This window comes from Aestuariivirga sp. (assembly GCF_965227715.1).
Classification (GTDB): domain Bacteria; phylum Pseudomonadota; class Alphaproteobacteria; order Rhizobiales; family Aestuariivirgaceae; genus Aestuariivirga.
Map to the genome: position 1 here is coordinate 4,217,598 of NZ_OZ245771.1, position 17,299 is coordinate 4,234,896.

The 17,299-nt window shown below is 52.1% G+C and carries 17 protein-coding genes and 1 pseudogene; 16 read left to right on the forward strand and 2 right to left on the reverse strand.

What is annotated here, in order from left to right:
* Nucleotides 1-214: 214 nt before the first annotated feature.
* The 11 genes and pseudogenes from ACO06F_RS20150 to ACO06F_RS20200 all read left to right on the forward strand — a co-directional run.
* A complete protein-coding gene (locus ACO06F_RS20150; protein WP_421694491.1) occupies nt 215-562 on the forward strand; it encodes a hypothetical protein in 348 nt (115 codons plus the stop codon).
* A gap of 94 nt (nt 563-656) precedes the next feature.
* Nucleotides 657-965 carry a hypothetical protein gene (locus ACO06F_RS20155; RefSeq protein ID WP_421694492.1) on the forward strand — a complete coding sequence of 103 codons (309 nt, stop codon included), beginning with the start codon at nt 657-659 and terminating at the stop codon, nt 963-965.
* A gap of 206 nt (nt 966-1,171) precedes the next feature.
* Nucleotides 1,172-1,780: a hypothetical protein gene (locus ACO06F_RS20160; RefSeq protein ID WP_421694493.1), complete on the forward strand. Its 609-nt coding sequence runs from the start codon at nt 1,172-1,174 to the stop codon at nt 1,778-1,780.
* 2,304 nt (nt 1,781-4,084) lie between these two features.
* Nucleotides 4,085-4,432 (forward strand): hypothetical protein, encoded by a 348-nt coding sequence (locus tag ACO06F_RS20165; protein WP_421694494.1) that lies wholly within the window; start codon nt 4,085-4,087, stop codon nt 4,430-4,432.
* Nucleotides 4,433-5,584: 1,152 nt separating this feature from the next.
* Nucleotides 5,585-5,944 (forward strand): hypothetical protein, encoded by a 360-nt coding sequence (locus ACO06F_RS20170; protein WP_421694495.1) that lies wholly within the window; start codon nt 5,585-5,587, stop codon nt 5,942-5,944.
* A 290-nt stretch (nt 5,945-6,234) separates the two neighbouring features.
* Nucleotides 6,235-6,408, forward strand: coding sequence for a hypothetical protein (locus ACO06F_RS20175; RefSeq protein ID WP_421694496.1), 174 nt, complete (start codon nt 6,235-6,237; stop codon nt 6,406-6,408).
* Nucleotides 6,409-6,559: 151 nt separating this feature from the next.
* On the forward strand, nt 6,560-7,027 hold the full coding sequence (locus tag ACO06F_RS20180) for a hypothetical protein (protein ID WP_421694497.1): 468 nt from the start codon (nt 6,560-6,562) through the stop codon (nt 7,025-7,027).
* 581 nt (nt 7,028-7,608) lie between these two features.
* Complete coding sequence (locus ACO06F_RS20185) at nt 7,609-7,989, forward strand: hypothetical protein (protein WP_421694498.1); 381 nt, start codon at nt 7,609-7,611, stop codon at nt 7,987-7,989.
* Nucleotides 7,990-8,120: 131 nt separating this feature from the next.
* Nucleotides 8,121-8,615 (forward strand): hypothetical protein, encoded by a 495-nt coding sequence (locus ACO06F_RS20190; RefSeq protein WP_421694499.1) that lies wholly within the window; start codon nt 8,121-8,123, stop codon nt 8,613-8,615.
* A gap of 254 nt (nt 8,616-8,869) precedes the next feature.
* Complete coding sequence (locus ACO06F_RS20195; protein ID WP_421694500.1) at nt 8,870-9,025, forward strand: hypothetical protein; 156 nt, start codon at nt 8,870-8,872, stop codon at nt 9,023-9,025.
* A gap of 680 nt (nt 9,026-9,705) precedes the next feature.
* Nucleotides 9,706-9,816: pseudogene (locus tag ACO06F_RS20200) on the forward strand (IS3 family transposase); the annotation flags it as partial.
* A gap of 19 nt (nt 9,817-9,835) precedes the next feature.
* Here ACO06F_RS20200 and ACO06F_RS20205 read toward each other — a convergent pair.
* Nucleotides 9,836-11,500 (reverse strand): tetratricopeptide repeat protein, encoded by a 1,665-nt coding sequence (locus tag ACO06F_RS20205; protein ID WP_421694501.1) that lies wholly within the window; start codon nt 11,498-11,500, stop codon nt 9,836-9,838.
* A 117-nt stretch (nt 11,501-11,617) separates the two neighbouring features.
* Here ACO06F_RS20205 and ACO06F_RS20210 point away from each other — a divergent pair, with 117 nt between their 5' ends.
* The 4 genes from ACO06F_RS20210 (at nt 11,618) to ACO06F_RS20225 (ending at nt 15,441) form a co-directional block, all read left to right on the forward strand.
* On the forward strand, nt 11,618-12,856 hold the full coding sequence (locus tag ACO06F_RS20210) for a M48 family metallopeptidase (RefSeq protein ID WP_421694502.1): 1,239 nt from the start codon (nt 11,618-11,620) through the stop codon (nt 12,854-12,856).
* Nucleotides 12,857-12,975: 119 nt separating this feature from the next.
* Nucleotides 12,976-13,359, forward strand: coding sequence for a hypothetical protein (locus ACO06F_RS20215; RefSeq protein ID WP_421694503.1), 384 nt, complete (start codon nt 12,976-12,978; stop codon nt 13,357-13,359).
* Complete coding sequence (locus tag ACO06F_RS20220) at nt 13,325-13,747, forward strand: DUF6572 domain-containing protein (RefSeq protein ID WP_421694504.1); 423 nt, start codon at nt 13,325-13,327, stop codon at nt 13,745-13,747. The genes ACO06F_RS20215 and ACO06F_RS20220 overlap by 35 nt, the downstream gene beginning before the upstream one ends.
* A gap of 1,085 nt (nt 13,748-14,832) precedes the next feature.
* The gene (locus ACO06F_RS20225) at nt 14,833-15,441 is read left to right on the forward strand and encodes a hypothetical protein (protein ID WP_421694505.1); all 609 of its coding nucleotides are present in this window, start codon (nt 14,833-14,835) and stop codon (nt 15,439-15,441) included.
* 332 nt (nt 15,442-15,773) lie between these two features.
* Here ACO06F_RS20225 and ACO06F_RS20230 read toward each other — a convergent pair whose 3' ends face one another.
* Nucleotides 15,774-16,256, reverse strand: coding sequence for a hypothetical protein (locus ACO06F_RS20230; protein ID WP_421694506.1), 483 nt, complete (start codon nt 16,254-16,256; stop codon nt 15,774-15,776).
* A 657-nt stretch (nt 16,257-16,913) separates the two neighbouring features.
* Here ACO06F_RS20230 and ACO06F_RS20235 point away from each other — a divergent pair.
* Entirely contained in the window at nt 16,914-17,255 is a 342-nt protein-coding gene (locus tag ACO06F_RS20235; RefSeq protein ID WP_421694507.1) for a hypothetical protein, read from the forward strand.
* Nucleotides 17,256-17,299: the final 44 nt, after the last annotated feature.

Here is a 17,299-nt window from a genome sequence, read left to right on the forward strand (position 1 = left end):
AGAAAACAACGCGATTAAATCATCGGAATGCCCAAGTAGCAAAAACGCCGCAGGAGAATCAGTATTGCCCGATTGGGGTGCAGAGGAGGAACTCGCCGACACGTCCGTTTTTACCGATTTGTGATCCCTTACCTCGGGGAACCATTACCCACTATTCGCGCCCAGCGGCGGCACTCATCGTTGTGTCATCTGCAGCCATCAGCAGGAGCTCCTCATGGCCCCCACTCAGCGTCTCGGAGTCGACATCGTCGCCAGCGGCAAGACCGACGCCGCTTTCAACTCCTCGAAAGAGCTCCTCGACCAGGTGCAGGCCGCGCAAAAGGCGGTCAACAGTTTCGCCGGTCCCATGCGGCAAGCCGAGAGTGCAACAGCCCGTTTCTCAAGTCGCATTCAGAACGCCTCGTTCAAGCTGAGCGACTTCACTGTGAAGGGGGGGCGCCACCGATGCCAGACGCCGGCAGCTGCCCGCTATTGTGCTGCAGCGATGCTGGTGCGGCCGCGGCTGACGGTGGTGGGGTATGGCAGCATGCTCTCCTATCATCAATGGCGATGTTGGACTTAATTCGTCGCGACCTGTGGCCCGGTTACAAGGGAAGTTGACCGATCTGCTGACATGTAGGAAAACAGAATTTGCAGCTAGGCCGTAGGAGAGGTTCGTGCCGCTAGATTTGTGCGTAATTGGCAAAGATGGAGCACCGGGTAAGACCGTCCCCCTCACTGTCGAGCTCCACAAAGAGCTGGTAGATGCCGGGTCGGCGAACGGTCTATTGAAGATTCAGATACTCGATAATTACTACGAGGATGCTGAGATCGCTGTCCAGTATCTTGATGACCTGCTGGCAGAAGTTGGTCTCCTGCGTACTATCGGCATATCGGCAGATCTTCAGCTATTTCTAGATTATCTACTTGAACTAATTAAATATGCCCTAGCCAACGGCAATTCTCTTCATGCAATAGCGGACTAGAGCATATTGGGGAGAAGAGAAGGCGAATGAGTAAAGATTGCGCTCAACCGAACAGATGAACGTCCTGGTCCAATATCCGCTACACAACGATCAACCTTCCTCGGAATCTTCGACCGTCTTCACTCCAAAGCCCGGTCCTACGACTGGCTAACAACTTCTTGTTTGTGTAGACTCAAGATTGATAACTGTTAGAAGGCGTACGTGAAATGGTGTGGATTTGGGCTTCACCTAGAGAACTATATGAATTCCGTGCCGAATTCCACGGCTTTCATCCAGAACCTCTTGGGACGAAAGGTCTGCCTTACTTCACGGAAGAACCTCTAACAACGGAAACGCAAGCAGTCCTCAAAACGCAGTATTCCCTCAAGAAATTTAGAAAACGACACAGTCCGCCGGTGCTTGGTTCGTTTGCTGTAGTGGATGAACTATGGAGAGACATAATTCTTAGTTTTGTTCCCGCCGAGCGGGTCCAATTCGTTCCCGCTCGCATCACGGCAAGAGGGGAAGTATGTGAGGAGTTCTATCTCATGCTTCCTTTCGACAGGGTCGTTGGCATCGACAAATACAATTCTGAGATAGGCAGCATGATCGAGAATGAACACGGAACCCATATCTTCATTCTTAACAAAATCGTCTTACATCCAGATTGTCTTAGGGGCCTTCATCTTGCACGAGATAGGCAAGCCTCAACAATCCTTTATATCTCTGACGACCTCAAGACGGCTCTTTCCGCTACAGGCCAAAGCAGTTCATTTTATACCGTTGACGAATACAACTACGGCGTACTGTCGAATGATAGGCCAGTATACAACTAGGTTACTTGAACATCCTGAGTTTCGACTTGGCGGTATTGCGAGACTCACGGAGCAATTGCAGCCCGGTCACGCGCTGACACCGTTGACTCCAATCCTTAGCACTAAGGTTGAAAAACGTTGGGAGTGTAATTAAAGGTTGAAGATGAACGGTGGTGACGATGACGAAAATTTCTATCCATTTTCGGTGGCGCGGAATGACGCCCGACCGGTCCCGCGCCTCCCTGACCTCGGCGAACGGCATTCTGGCTGCCCGAGATATTAGAACATCATCAGTAGTCCTCGTCCGCAGCCGGGGGGACAAGTGATGACTGTCAAGTGTTATGGTGAAGATCCTGCTGACTACGGGTATTTCACTTTAGGCGGTCGCTTGAACTGAAGGTATCAGCCGTTGAGACTGTCGCGCTTGGCCTGGTTGATGTTTGCCTCACTATTGGGAGGATGCGATCTGTTCAATTACGAAGCGGACTACCTTCCCATAACGACCCTATGGGATTCCAAGAGCGGTTTCTACATTGAACTGGGAGAAGTAGCTACGATGAGTTCTCTTGGATATACCGTTCAAGTATTCAACGACGCCAAATCGCGGGCAGGCGTGATAAGTAGCTACAACGCCGTAATTTACGTGTCAAAATTAGAGGACGATAACATTCGACTAATCGTCCAAGAGGGGTGTTATGTTCTCAATGCTCGTTTTAATACGGGGGGCTTGATCACTCCTGCTTGGCGAGATCCGGAATCTGGAAAGACAATCTGCTTCGACGTTGTGCCAAAACGTGACCCGAAGAATCCGTGAGAATATCAAGATGACTCAAAAACTTCGTTGGCGAAAAGTAACCGATATAAACCGCGACTTTGCGTTGATCGAATTGCTTCAATACGACGTTCCAATTCTGGATATTGGATACTCCAATTCTGGGAAATTTGAATTGGCCTTCAATCTAATGATTGCGAATCAGATTATCCCCTATGAGGAGTTCATGACTTGCTTGGTTGAGGGGCGAAATATGGCCGATCTTGATCGGCAAGCTACATAAATCCATATTCCCAGGGCTACGAGTGCTGGTCTGATGGTTCTCTGAAGCGCAAGCGCATGGCCGATGGCAGCTGGACTGGCAATTCCTCTATGATCTCGGCGGCCGTCTCGCCACTTTCCAGAATGCCAACACACCGTCTCCGACCGAGCCCTCGAGCTTCATCGCCTCGAGCCTCTACAACGCCCGAGGCCAGGCCACAGTCATCACCTATGGTGATGGCACCACCAGCAGCTACAGCTTCTCGACAGCCGCGTCTTCCTCTCCAGGGGGCTCACCGGGAGAACCGCCCCATCTCTCCGTCTCCCAGAACGGCAACGCGGCCAGCTTCGACTATGGCCCCGACAGTGAGCGCACCGCCAAGAGCTTCCTCGGCCAAACCCGCTACTTCTTGGGCGCCGATGCCGACGTCGGACGTGAAGCGCGAGGGCACCGCCACCGACTTAGCGATGTGCCAACGCCGGGAAGCCGAGGACCTTGCGCTGTTGACACCAGTCGAGCGGCAGCTCGTCGCACCGCTTGAGACGCTTGGGACATAAAAAAGATCAATAGACAATGGATATGTCAGTATTGGCATTCGAGCATACAACGAAGGCATAGATCTCAAGTGAATGTGCGTTGGAAGTGTATTCCTCTTGTGCTTGCGCTGTCGGGATGTGATCTCCAAACAGCTGAGGGAGATTATTTCCCTATAACAACAATCTGGGACGCAAAATGCGGTTTCCATGTTGAACTCGGGCAGCTGGATACGATCAGCTCTCACGGTTATGTAGTGCAGATATTCAAAGATGCGAAGCCGAGAGCCGGAATCGTGAAAGAGACAAATGCAGTCATTAACATAGCGGGGATGCTAGACGACGACATTAAGCTATACTCAAAGGATGGATGTTACGTTCTCGAGGCACATTTTGGATATGGCGGTCTAGTTCGCCCCGTCTGGCGCGATCCTGACACCGGCAAGTCGATTTGCTTCGACGTTGTTCCGGAACGCGGCCCCAAGCCATATAGGTGAGACTTGAAAGTGGCCTACGCGTCGACATGATTGAGGGTAAAATTTCAAATCCTCTGCAGATTATGCGCAATATGGAGAAGTCCGCCAGAGCGCAGGGAGCAACAAGTCTACGTATCGAAGGTACTATTGCCAACGACAGGCTATATAACGCGCTGCAGCAGCGATGCGGTCTCACGTCACAAGGACCTACAGATACTATTACAATTCCGCTAAGGCGAAACAATGAATGTAGTAAGTAGAGCACATAGAATCCTCGGAGCAATGGCCAACTATCGGAAGTCCCAAGAGAAAGACGAGAACTCCGAAGGTGTCAATGAACACCTTGGCCAAGCGATCGGAAGTTATCATAATCCCGGTCCGACTGGGGAAGTAGTCAAAGTATATTGCAATGGAATTTCATGGAAAGCAGATGACAATCTAGTCAAGGTCCGATTTGCTGAACTGACGAAGATTGAGGTGCCAATTGGTAAAGAAAGCGAAGCGCTATTACTTACTTTGAACGATGGCCAGAGGCTTGTTATGCCAGTAAAAGGCCGTCGGTGCCGATTTCTCGATTCGATGGAAATGCTAAGATTCCTCAATCGGGTTGTAGGGGATCTGCAAAAGTGACCGACAGCCTCCCTCGTCCAGTGCGACGATCTCTGCACCAACGGGCAGGATTGTGCCCATAGCTAAAAATACTGGTCGGAAGGTCCTCTGAAGAACAAGCGGATGGCCGGCAATTGGACGGGCTACTTCCTTTGTGATCTGGGCGAGCACCTTTGATCTATTTTGAACGTCCATACGCCGCCTCCTACTCACAACTTGCCAAGACTCTAAAAGCTGCTGGATGAAAGTTCAGTGGCAAGTCAGACAGAAGGAATTAATTTCTGTCGCTTCGAGCTGAAGAATACCGATTCGGCGGCCTTGCCAAACAGGGCTCTGCCGCCTAGTCCTGATTTACTTGGGTTGGTTACCCAAATGAATTCGTTTGGATAGAATAATTCATTCTCACATTACTCTTTCGAAACGGATAGTGTGCCACACGCGCAGCATCTTGACTTCCTATCTCCATGCCGACGTGAAGCGCGAGGGTATGCGAAGCGCTGGTCCTTCCTCTCGTAGAGGGCGCCCGGTTTCGTAATGATCTCCCAGGCAATGCGGGCGATCTTGGCCGCAACAGCGACGATTGCCTTGTTCGGATGCATTCGTGCCTCGGGACCCTCCATCCAGTTCCAGTTCCCCAGGCTGCAAGAAGATGGCAGGGGACGTGCGGGACAACATCGGCGAAGAGGACGAACTAGAGCGGGCACACCGGAACATGGCTGCCGGAACTCCCGGACCCGCCGACATTCGAGCACTCGTCAAGGCGGAGCTGATGACCGCCGACGAAGCCGTTATGTGCGACAAGATGTTGGCCTCGGGCGGCTTTAAGCGTGGGCCAAAAGGGTCTACGGTGCCAACGCAAGATGCGGGAGCGGGCCTGGTCGGAAGGGGCATAAACCCAAAGCCTGGCACCCGCGTTCGGCCCGAAGGAATCCCAGAGAATTGGCGCATCGGACCGTCCAGATCAAAAGGCGGTATCAAATTCCAAGACCCAAAGAATCCCGGCAATCACGTCCGGGTTGAACAGGGCAAGCCAAATAGCCAATATCCACATTCCCAAGGCCCATACGTTAGAGACGTACGAAATGGTCCGTATCGTGATAACCAGAGTAACGTCGTCCCGAAACACAATGCGAGCGGACACGCCCCACTTGATCAATATAGGGGATACCAACAATGACTTGGAGTTCTGATAAAATAATATTCCCAATCCTCGAGAGTTCTCTTCTTGAACTTGCTGATGACGCATTTCAGCGGCGCGTATGGCTCGGTTATAGCAAGACGGAAATGTCGAGCATGACGGAGGCCACTGCGGGTCTATTCGATGATTCCAATCTGGATTGGGCGTTGGAAAAACAGCAGGTCGTCTTTTCCCCTGACATCGATAATGAGCTTAGAAAACTCGGCAAAAAGCTGAGTCGAAGTCTCACTTTGGAGGAGAAAGTTGGATTGGAAGCCGTACTTGACTCTGCTGAATGGAAAGAAATCCAGAATACGGCAGGCCGTATTCTATCCGAAATAAACAAACTCCGCTGATTTCTGTCCCAAAGGCGAGTCGCTGATTTGTTGGCGCCCCCGTCATCTATGACGCCAAAGGCAACACCCTGTCCTATAACCCCGACGGCAGCGCCGGTCCCATCGCCGCCCGGACCCTCGCCTATGACGTCGAGAACCGCCCCGTCTCGGTCACCCAGTACGGCAATACTGCAAGCTTCGACTATGGTCCCGACGGCGAGCGCACCGCCAAGAGCTTCCTGGGCCAGACCCGCTACTTCTTGGGCTCCAACGCCGAGGTCGCCTTCGATGCCGCAATGCCCCGGGGGCTCTTGACCTCATACATCTACCCGGACGTGAAGCGCGAGGGCACCGCCACCGACTTCCTCCTCAAGGACCACCTCGCCTCGAACCGGCTCTCGATCCGCATGGGCGGTGCCACCACCAAAGCCGACGACGCACCCTACGGCCAGGCCAGACGATATCAATGGTGTAAGCGGCAGTAAGCAGGAGAGCACCAGTTCCTCAAGCAAGGAAAAGGACGAGAAGAAGACTGATCCGCAGGATCCCCAGGGTAAATCAAAAGCAGCACGCAGTGGCAACGATGTTTCAGGCCACCCCACTGGGATTGGCGGTATCGGTGGATATGAAGATATCATGCTGCTCCAAGACACTATTGATATCGCTAAGAGAAGGCAGGAGTTTCAGCAATCAGGGGCGGGCTGGTACAGCTTGAAAGTCGTAGCCGGGTCAGCAATTGGCGCAGCAGCCATCCTCGGAGGACCAAGTGCCAAGGTAGCAGGAAAAGCGGCGTCCATTGCGATCGAGGAGGCAGGCGTCGCTTTTAAGGACTTCACTGGAGCGTTGAGTGAGACAATTAAATGGCTTGAAGGACGGGGCTCTAATGCTGAACAAGCTACTATAGGAAAGTTCGGTGAAAATGCCGGCAGGCCAATTGGCATGAAGTCGGCGAGTGGTAAGTCTGGCTTCCGTGTTGAGTTCGATGAGCGGCATGGTGCTCACATCAATGCGTGGTCAGGCAAGGAGAAACAGACTTTCAGTTTTGAAGGGAGTCAGTCGATGGTCAATCAAATCGTAAAGCAGTTCGAAAAGGAAAGACCGTGAGTTCGTACGACGATGATCTCCGACAGGCGCTAGAAGTAGAGTTGAAGGGCGGACAAGTCCATGAAGTTGGCGAATCTGGCCCCATCTTCCATCAACTCTCAAAGATATTCCCTTCAATTGGTTCTAAGATTGATTGGAAACGAGTTCCGGGGTCTATTGAGTGGGTAGAGACTGACGAATCGCTGCAACTTCAGCGGTTGATCGAGTTCTTCGACGAAGTGTGTGAAAGGTTTCAGATCAGCGGCCCTGTACTCTATGTCGGTGACAGCGCAACAGATATCGCAGTTGAGGGCCAAGTTGACGCGATCCGGCGAGTTCTTCCTGGACTCTTGGGCATTCCCCAACACCACTATTTCATTGGCTCAGACTTCACTTGGTGCATCTGTTTGACGATGGAAGGCGATATGGGGTTTGGGCGATCTACGCCTCCCTCATGCCATTAACTGAGTATACTCTGGAGTTTGGGACACCAACGTCACACTTTGCTGCTGGGCTTGGGTTTGCTCGCCCTCGAACACCGGCCACATGTTCATGTAGCGCTTCGTTGACCGCTGGGTACCCGCAATGTGCGGTAGGCTCGCGTGATAGATCCGGGCAGCGATTGTTGCGATTATGGTCCCGACAGTGAGCGCACCGCCAAGAGCTTCCTCGGCCAAACCCGCTACTTCTTGGGCGCCGATGCCGACGTCGCCTTCGATGCCGCAACACCCCAGGGGCTCCTGACCTCATACCTCTACCCGGACGTGAAGCGCGAGGGCATCGCCACCGACTTCCTCCTCAAGGACCACCTCGCGTCGAACCGCCTCTCGATCCGCATGGCCGTCAATTCAGGTGGCTGCCGACCGGCCATAATCGCTTCGACTATATCGGGCGCGAGGAAAGCGAGGAGGAGGAGCCTGCTGATCTCGCTGGCCGGAAGAATGCTATTTCTTCGAACAGAAAGCGTGAACTCGAGAAGCTAAAAAACGCAGTTGAGAAGAGAGTTAAGGAGGATAAGAAGAATAGTGAAAACCAAAAGAAAGACCAAGGAAAACAAACAGATAATTAACGTTCTGCAAGTATGTCAAATCATCCTCTTTAGGGACGAACCCACATGCCTATCCGAAAGCCGGTAGTGATTGGCCTTGACGATTTAGCCAGAAGCCAATCATTTGGCCCAATCGCGATCGGGGCGTCCCTGCGCGATATAGGGCCGTTGTTGCATGCGCCGCGATATTGGGGATTTGGCCTGGAGGAGAAGCTGAACTTTTATGCCTCTTTTGGTGGTATAGAGGTCCATTTTGAAACTGAATTTGATATGCCTCGTGTTCGTTACGCCGAATTGAGTATCTCGACGTTCAAGGGTAATGTCGTTCGGTTCCTTGACAAGTATGCCGGTGGTTCGTTGCGCCTGAGAAATAATCTTCCGCAAGGCGGAAACGAATTCGAGTCCGCAAAGCGCTTCTTTGTGCAAAGGGAAATTCAGTTCACGACGTCGTTCGAGGAGCAGGTAATGGATGAGACCGCCGCTGTGCTGAATTGTGGCCGCTTACATTTTTATTACCGGGACCATGAATGCCCCGTTCTGGATTTGATCAGTCTTTCATAACATGAGCAACTCAGTGAAACCGAAGCAACTCTCGGTGAAGATCCAACACTCATGGAAGGGATTAAAGCTTGCAACTGTGTTGGTCTTTAGCCGGCCGTAAGGTCTCTGGTCGACCAATCCAGATCTCGTTTATGCAGCGCATGACGCTGCCCCTCCCCAAGGCAATCTGGCCTTGATGCCATAGCGCAATTCGAAGGCCTGAATTCACAGAGCCACGTTCGAGCAACAGACTATGCAAGCTCGACGACGACAACATGAAGATTTATGACCCAAAGGCTCCTGAGAGTTGGACCAAAGATCAAATCCGAGCAGCACTCTCGATCATGGGCAAGCCGACTCCGAGTGAATTTTCAGTAGAGACGGCGAAGATGAAGGCATCTCAGATCAGTTCTGAAGGTGACGCAATTTGAGCGTACGGTGGGTTCATCCCGTCTCTATCGGTTAGGTCGCAAGAGTTCAAATCTATGTATGCCTCTAAGGGAAGGGTTACTGGAGGCCCTTGGGACATAAAAAAGATCAATAGACAATGGATATGTCAGTATTGGCATTCGAGCATACAACGAAGGCATAGATCTCAAGTGAATGTGCGTTGGAAGTGTATTCCTCTTGTGCTTGCGCTGTCGGGATGTGATCTCCAAACAGCTGAGGGAGATTATTTCCCTATAACAACAATCTGGGACGCAAAAAGCGGTTTCCATGTTGAACTCGGGCAGCTGGATACGATCAGCTCTCACGGTTATGTAGTGCAGATATTCAAAGATGCGAAGCCGAGAGCCGGAATCGTGAAAGAGACAAATGCAGTCATTAACATAGCGGGGATGCTAGACGACGACATTAAGCTATACTCAAAGGATGGATGTTACGTTCTCGAGGCACATTTTGGATATGGCGGTCTAGTTCGCCCCGTCTGGCGCGATCCTGACACCGGCAAGTCGATTTGCTTCGACGTTGTTCCGGAACGCGGCCCCAAGCCATATAAGTGAGACTTGAAAGTGGCCTAGCTGTCTCGGCCCATCTCCGTCACCCAGAACGGCAATACCGCCAGCTTCGACTATGGTCCCGACAGTGAGCGCACCGTCAAGAGCTTTCTCGGCCAGCCCTGCAGCCGAACCAGACCTGCGCCATGGACTTTGTTCATGACCAGCTGGCGATGGGCAAGAAGATCAGAATCCTCAAGGTGGTCGACATCTTCTCGAAGTTTTGGCGCTATGAAGCAGCGGTCATCGATCTATTCTCGCGCCGTGTGTCCGGCTGAGCAATTTGGCGGCCACACTCTCCAAATATGTCACGGGACAGTTCTCAACGGCTAACTTCAATGAGCGAGGAGCCTCCGGTGATCGAGTGCGCTGAAGTAACCAAGCTGCGACGTAGAAATTGGCCTCGCACAGTTGGACTTGTTGAACGTCTGGATCGGTGTCCCGAGCCGCTTGGAATACTGCAGATGGGGAGAGTGAGCCGGCATAGAGTTGGAGAATCGGAGCCGGCCACTTTGCAGCATCAATCCTGGCAAGGCCATCCGCCGAGTGCGCGGCCTGTATATCTGGACCGACTGCGATATCTTCCCAAAGATAGACGTAAGGATCGTCGGGTTCGAGAGATCTCGCTCGGGCGAAGTCGACCAGTGCACGCTTGGCGTCTCCGATCTGCAAGAATAGCCAACCTCGGAAGAATACAACTTTGTGGCGATCAGAATGTTGATCGTAGACAGCATTAAGGTCTGCGAGGGCTGCCTCTACGTTGTCCATCTGCGCATATGCGAATGCTCGTTCGAGCTGAGCAGTATGGAGAGTGCCTCGTTCGAGAGCTATAGCTGCGGTAAAATCAGTGAGCGCTTCCTTCATTCGGCCCTGCATCCGGAACAATTTACCTCGCGTACTGTAGCCACCGGCGTATCTCGGATCGAGCGCAATCGCGCGGTCGCAGTCTTCACCAGCTTCCGTGAATCGCCTTTGCTGAGCACGAATTTCGCAGAGTAAAGAATAAAAATTATCGAGGTCAGAGCGAAGTTCAATAGCTCTACTCGCATCGTCGTCGGCGTGGGCGTATTCGTGCATAGACTTGAAAACAGAGGCTCTGAATATGTAGTTGAATGGATTGTTCGGTTCAGCTTGCATTAACTGTTTGCTGTCAGACAGCGCGGATTCGAACTGCTTCAAATCAGACCAACATTCCGCGCGTCTCAACAGAGCCTCGGTATGATTGGAGTCACTGGAAAGCACCCGTGTATAGGTGTCGATGGCATCGCTGCAGTGCCCCTGCGTTACCTGAAGATCGCCCAGATCCATTAGGACAGGTACATTGTTTTTGTCATGGGAAAGCGCTGACAGGATATCGCTCATTGCCGCCGGCTCATTCTTCAGGATCCTATAGGTCCGACCACGGCCTTGATAGATCGACACATAGAGCGACTCTGAAGCGCCCTTCGATCTCGTGTCACATTGCCTCCAACGCAACATCTTCAGGGCATCCAACGCTGCTGCGTATTCGGCGAGTGCTAAGTCATCGCTTTCGGCTCGCACAAACACTCTTGCTCTAAGATTGAGAATTTCGGCGCGCCAAACATTATCTCCGCATTCATCGCCGTTCCACAGCGCGAGGGCCGCCGAGAGATCGCTCATCGCTTGGTCATATCGTCTCAGATTCTTCAATGCCTCTGCACGTCCCTCGAGAGCCAGAGATTTACTGTCCTTGCCGGTGGCGCTATCGACCACCTCACCGAAGGCGACAACGGCGTCCGCGTAATTGCCCGCCGACATTGCTGCGTCACCTCTCGCGAGCAGAGATGAAGCAGATTGGGGTGTGTCACCTAGGCTGACGCCGGGAGTTCCCACAACGAGGACGCAGCTCAATGCCACGCACACGATTATGTCAGTCACCAGCTTCATCGAGCGCTCCCCGCAATCGTAATACAACCCCACTTCTTTACGTAGTATTCTCTGACATATTGCAGAAGAAGGCGTCACTCCAATATGCTGACTTCAGATAACTCAGGTATGGGATAGTTGACTAGCAAGTGCCCAGAATGCGGTGAGACGATTCATCTGGAGGTTGATTTCTCTCCATGGTGCTCAAAATGCGAGTGGAACGTCTCGCCATCCGAACTCCCGCCTGGGACGTCGTATTGGGAGCGTCGGTTCGAGGAGTTCAGCCGGAGGGCAGGTTCCGAACTGCTTAAGGATATGCTCGTCGAGAAGGACCCGGCATCTGCTCACGCAAGGCAAAACCTCTCAGACATTCTCGCGAATGTCATCTCGGCCATCATCTTTCTCATTGCCTTCGCTCTTTTCGGGGGAGGACTCTACCTGGGCCTTACCCACTGGCGAGAACATTCGGTGGCAGTCATAGCCGTGCTGATGATACTCCTAGCTGCCATCGTGCGACCGAGGATACTGAAGATGCCTAGGTCGGTGCAGCCTCTGAGCGCCTTCCCCGCCCTCAACAGTCTTGTCGACGACGTCGCTGACAGATTGAATATTCCCCGTATCCGAAACGTAGTCATTACCGATGACTTCAATGCCTTCGTATTCCAGGCCGGAATTCGGCGAGAGCCGTGCCTCGGGATCGGACTACCTCTTTGGTTCGTCCTGTCCCCTCAGGAACAGGTATCCCTCATTGCCCATGAGCTTTCACATCTGCACAACGGGGATCCGGCACGCAGGTTTTTCCCAAGTTCAGCTCTCTACGCGCTCCGCATATGGAGGAAAATGATGAACACCGACTGGGAGGAGGTGCCATTCTGGACCCTGATTGGCGGCATACCCTTCATTCTGTTGGGAAGGGCAATTCAGGCCGTCGAATTTGCGCTGAGGCTGCTCATGTATCGGAGTCAGCAGCGCGCCGAGTTTCTTGCCGACTTCCGCGAGGCGACGGTGGCGGGCACCGAAAGTGCCGTTTCGGCACTCTACAAGTTGGGTTACGGCCAGTACCTGAAGAGGGCTTGTGACAAGGCATATTACGGCGGAGACAACGTCGGAAAATCCTTGCTGACGACGTTCCGCACGGTTGTCGACCATTTGCCGCAGAGCGAGCACGAGCGGCTGAGGCGACAGATGACCCGAGAGTACGCGAGGGTAGATACCACCCATCCACCGACCCGTGATCGGATTGCCTTTTTGACACGCTTTCCTGCGCCAGCAAGCTTGGTCTTTCCCCAAGAACAACACGCCGCGATTTTACGCGAACTCTCGCCGCTGGCAGAACGCATGGGCGGGCGGATCATGAACGCCTACGATTATGAATAGAGCATACTTCGCGAACTTTGTACCCGATAAGAAAACTCAATTGGTTCTGAAATGACTCTGAGCGATGACGATCTTGACCAGCTACTGTACAAAGGATTTCTCATTGATGTGGTTAAGCCATGAAATCCATTATAATAATATTCAATGGTCAACCGAATCTGAACTACATGGCCACTGTGTATAGTGCTCAAGGAAGAACGAGCATACAATCCCCCAAAAGGCTTGTAGTTGAAGGTGAATGGGGGTGGTTTGCAATAGACGTTGACGCCGAGCTTGAGGCGGACTTCTCGGAATCTGAGCGAGACCAGATCACCCGGGTTGTTCCTGAGCCCATATTTGCCCAGATGCCGTACAGTAACTCGTTTTCAGCAAACTTGGCGGTCGAGCTAATGCCGACGACGGCAGAGACATTAATCGATAATGATCATGGGATGCTGCTGAGAATCAATGAAGTGAGAGAGATGATTCATGCAGGCAAGGAATGGCAAACCGCTCCCAATTAAGAGGACCTGCATGAGTCTTAGTAATTCCGCCGCCATCGACCTTGTATCAATGTTGCCAGGTGAACCAGGTCGTTCGATGTTAATAATATACGATAACGGTGAAATCACAGATGGCTCTGAACGTGAACGCGCGTTTAAGAAGAAGCTTTCACCCTATGTGCTGTTTGTACGATCTGGTCAATTTTCGGATGTCTATCCCGGTCTATCCGATGCGGTCCTGTCCATAGAGGTTGTGTGTTCCTTGCCGCCCACAGAGGGCATGAAGAGCATTGCAGGGATGCACAGCCGCGGAGTCTCGAACTTGTTCCTGCCAGTCAACATCTCTGAGGAAGTTGAGTTCCGGAGGAAGATGGGGCTTCCAGGAGTGAGGAGAAGTGTAGAGAATTGAATTGTACTGGTTAGGATTATCCGAGCTTTGGATTGTTGCAATTCCGTGTAATTCGACGTTACGAATTCCTGGCTCGGGGAAAGGCGTTCACAGCGACGTTGAAATCTGACCTCTACGTGAAATACCTGTGCCGCCTACCAAAAGAACGCGGGGAATTCCGCCGCCACCCGACGAGGCTGACCTGCCCCTGAAAACTTCCTCCAGATAGATTTAGAGTCCGGCCAGAAAAAAAGAAGACGGACGATGAAGAGGAAGTGATTCACGGAAGAACAAATCATCGGTGTCCTGCGGGAGCAGGAGGCGGGCGCGAAGACGGGGACCTGGCGCTGAAGCACGGCGTCTGGGAGGACATACGGGACATTGCTGGACGCCACATGTTTGATGACGCTAATAAACGTACGGCTCTAGCGGTTTCTCAAAGGATCCTCGGCCCAACCGCAGATCCCGCCAGGATCAGGTCTGCGATTGATAGTGTCGCAAGGGGCGACATTTGAGATGTCGCGGACATCACAAGGACTCTCGCGCGATGAGGTATAGAAATGCGTAAGTTGACGAGCGAACTCATAGCAGAGGGGCATCTCAGCGAAGAAGGGATTAATGCTTGGCGCGAAATCGCTGATCTATTGGCCTCACTAGATATGATTGGACGGGATGGAGTCAGCGCCATCTTCAAGATAGATGGACTTCGTGACGAGGGTACCAGCTATACGATAACGTTAAGTGGACCGCGACTCGGAGAAAGTTTCTTTAGGATGGACGAGACCGACCTACCAAAACTTCTGGAAGCCGCGATTACCTACTATCGAAAAACGATATGGGCACAGCCTAGGTAAAATGAAACGTACTCCCCATCAGGTCATATGCGTCTGGCGTGAACCATCAAGCGCGAACATGTTCCACCGCATTCTGGTACGCGCCCGCCCTATGTTCCGGATCACCGAACGTTTCGGGATATCGATGGTCATCCGAACGGTATAAGCATTGAGACCGTTCGCAAAAGACTGCCTCCCGATTTAAATCGTGGGTACGAAGGCAACTTTCTGCCTTCCTTGCCTTGCGGGGGCCATCTTTATTGGAGGCTCTCGTTGAATGTCGCAGAAACCGAAGGTCCTTCCACTGGAGTGAAACAAAAAATGCAGTTGCAAGTCGACCACATCATGTTTCCTGTTTACTTCAACAACGCTTTCCTAGCTTTCGTTGAAGAGAACTGGAAACTCAAAGGAGTCGGGCGGGTCTTTTCAGAACCTCAAAATGATGCCTTTAAGGGGGTGTATCTGCAGGGCAGGAGCTTTTATGTCGAGTATCTTTCGACCGTTGAGTCGGAGCCGTACTGGTCAAACGCGCTTTGCGTGGTTGTGCCAAGGGAGTTGTGGCGATACTACGCGAAGCCGGACCTTCAATCAGAGCACTTCCTCGTACCTAAGTTCGGATGCGGCTTTTCTCTGGTAAGTCCTGAATCTCCTCATCTGCATACAAGTCTTCCGGAGCAAACCTATGATGGTTTATCCATCCGAATTTCCGCCACCCTAGAATCCGAGTTAAAGACGCTTGCCGGGCAGAGTTGGACACTGCCGCCCCAAGTCCGTGTGCATGGTGGGCTTCACCATGCTCACGACATGCTCGTCCTTGATGCTCAATCCAGGGTTGTTGCGCCATTATACCAAGCCAACCCGCTCTTGCGGGAACATCTCTAGGAGGATGTTAGGGGGGAAGTGTGCGGCTGGCCGTAAGGAGCGTAGTCGGCTTTGGTGGTGGCTCAGCCCATGCGGATCGAGAGGCGGTTCGACGCGAGGTGGTCCTTGAGGAGGAAGTCGGTGGCGGTGCCCTCGCGCTTCACGTCGGCATGGAGATAGGAGGTCACGAGCCCCTGAGGGGTTGCGGAATCGAAGGCGACTTCGGCATCGGCGCCTAAGAAGTAGCGGGTTTGGCCCAGGAAGCTCTTCGCGGTGCGCTCGCCGTCGGGGCCATAGTCGAAGCTTGCGGTATTGCCGTTCTGGGTAACGGAGATGGACGTCCAGCGCGTTAGCTATGTTTCCGTTACAGATGAACGGGGACGTGGGTAAGGAGTCAGCGATGGATACTCCGAACCAATGAAGTCAAGGAGAGAAGCGATGTGCATAAGGTGAAGGCCGATCAGTCCATCCTGAATATCATCGATGTCTCTCACTACCTCCGCGTCATCATAGAGATCGCCTATTGTCATTTCAGGTGGAGGCTCTGACAGTTCAAACGCCTTATCTGGATCTAGGTGCCAATACCAGTCATGACCTAGTGACACTTCGCTCAGTCCGTTCACTTGTGCTCGAGCAAAGATCAACTTAATCGCCGTCAGAATTTGTTCAAGAGAGACTGTGATTTTCTCATCCTTAGAGGTGGTCTTTGTCATCACCGTTTCCTGGGCTCTCCTGCTTTTCTGTCCTGCTCTGATCTTCTTCTCCCCTCTTTTCTCGCTCATTTTTATCACTCTCCCGCTCTTTCCTGCGTTTTTGAGTTCTGCCTTGCGTTTCACTATACCTCTCTTCTGTCTTTCAATTTGCGATCTTAATTGATTTAAGCGCCCTTGGTACCTTTTCTCGCGAATTTCATTGCTCGGAGCGCCCGCTAGAACGTCAAGGGGGAAAGGGAGAAGTAATCACGCTGCCGGACGGAACTAGCATAACGGTACGGCCTGGCTCATCGAACAAGACTGGTAAACCTACGATAGATGTGATCGATCCCGACGGAACGAAAGTTAAGAATCGCTTCTCTAAGAAAAAAAATAATGATGTACAAAGGGAGGAGACAGAGAAACAGAAGCAGGGTTCTTCAACGCAACGGAGCGATCGTGACAGTGATAAGAGACTGAGCGACAGTGACAGATGATCTCACCCTACGAGGCAATAAAATGCCTCCCCCTTTGAAGTTAGGACAGTCGGAAGTTCCACCCGGAACCACTCAATGTAGCAATGAAGAAGCAATCGAATGTGCAAGCAGGGCACTGTCATACCTTCAGCATGCAGAATCTGGCTTTCCCAAATACAATATGTTTCTTAGGCCGTCCTTCTACAGGTGCGCTTTGTTGGGCACTTACACCGTCCACTACCGTAACTTCGTTTACTCTTCCCAGTCATCGCTCCGGCAGCTGGTAGAGGACAAGATCAATTCGTCTGGCTCCCGCATATTCGTGATGCCTATCGTTGGTTCGAAATCCTACTATTGTTTCGGGCTGTCGCGCTTCAGCTATGATGTACTTGACGAACTGAATGAAAAAACGTTTTCGACAGAGTTTGTTCTTCTACTGCCAGAAAGATCTGGTGGGTTCGTATTCTTCGAAGATGACCCCGCTTGTTACATGTTCTTCAAGGACCGTCTCGATTTTGACGAATGTTTTATGAGTCCAGAGGAGGCCATGGCCACCTTCGCAGAACATATGGCTGATTGGAGGCACTATCAAAGCGAGGGTGTGACGCATTGGATGGAGAAAGTAAACCGCGCCCTACGGTCAAGTGAGATAGACCCGGAGGACTAGTCAGGTGCCTAGCTATTCCTCCAACATCATGCCGAATGGGTTCC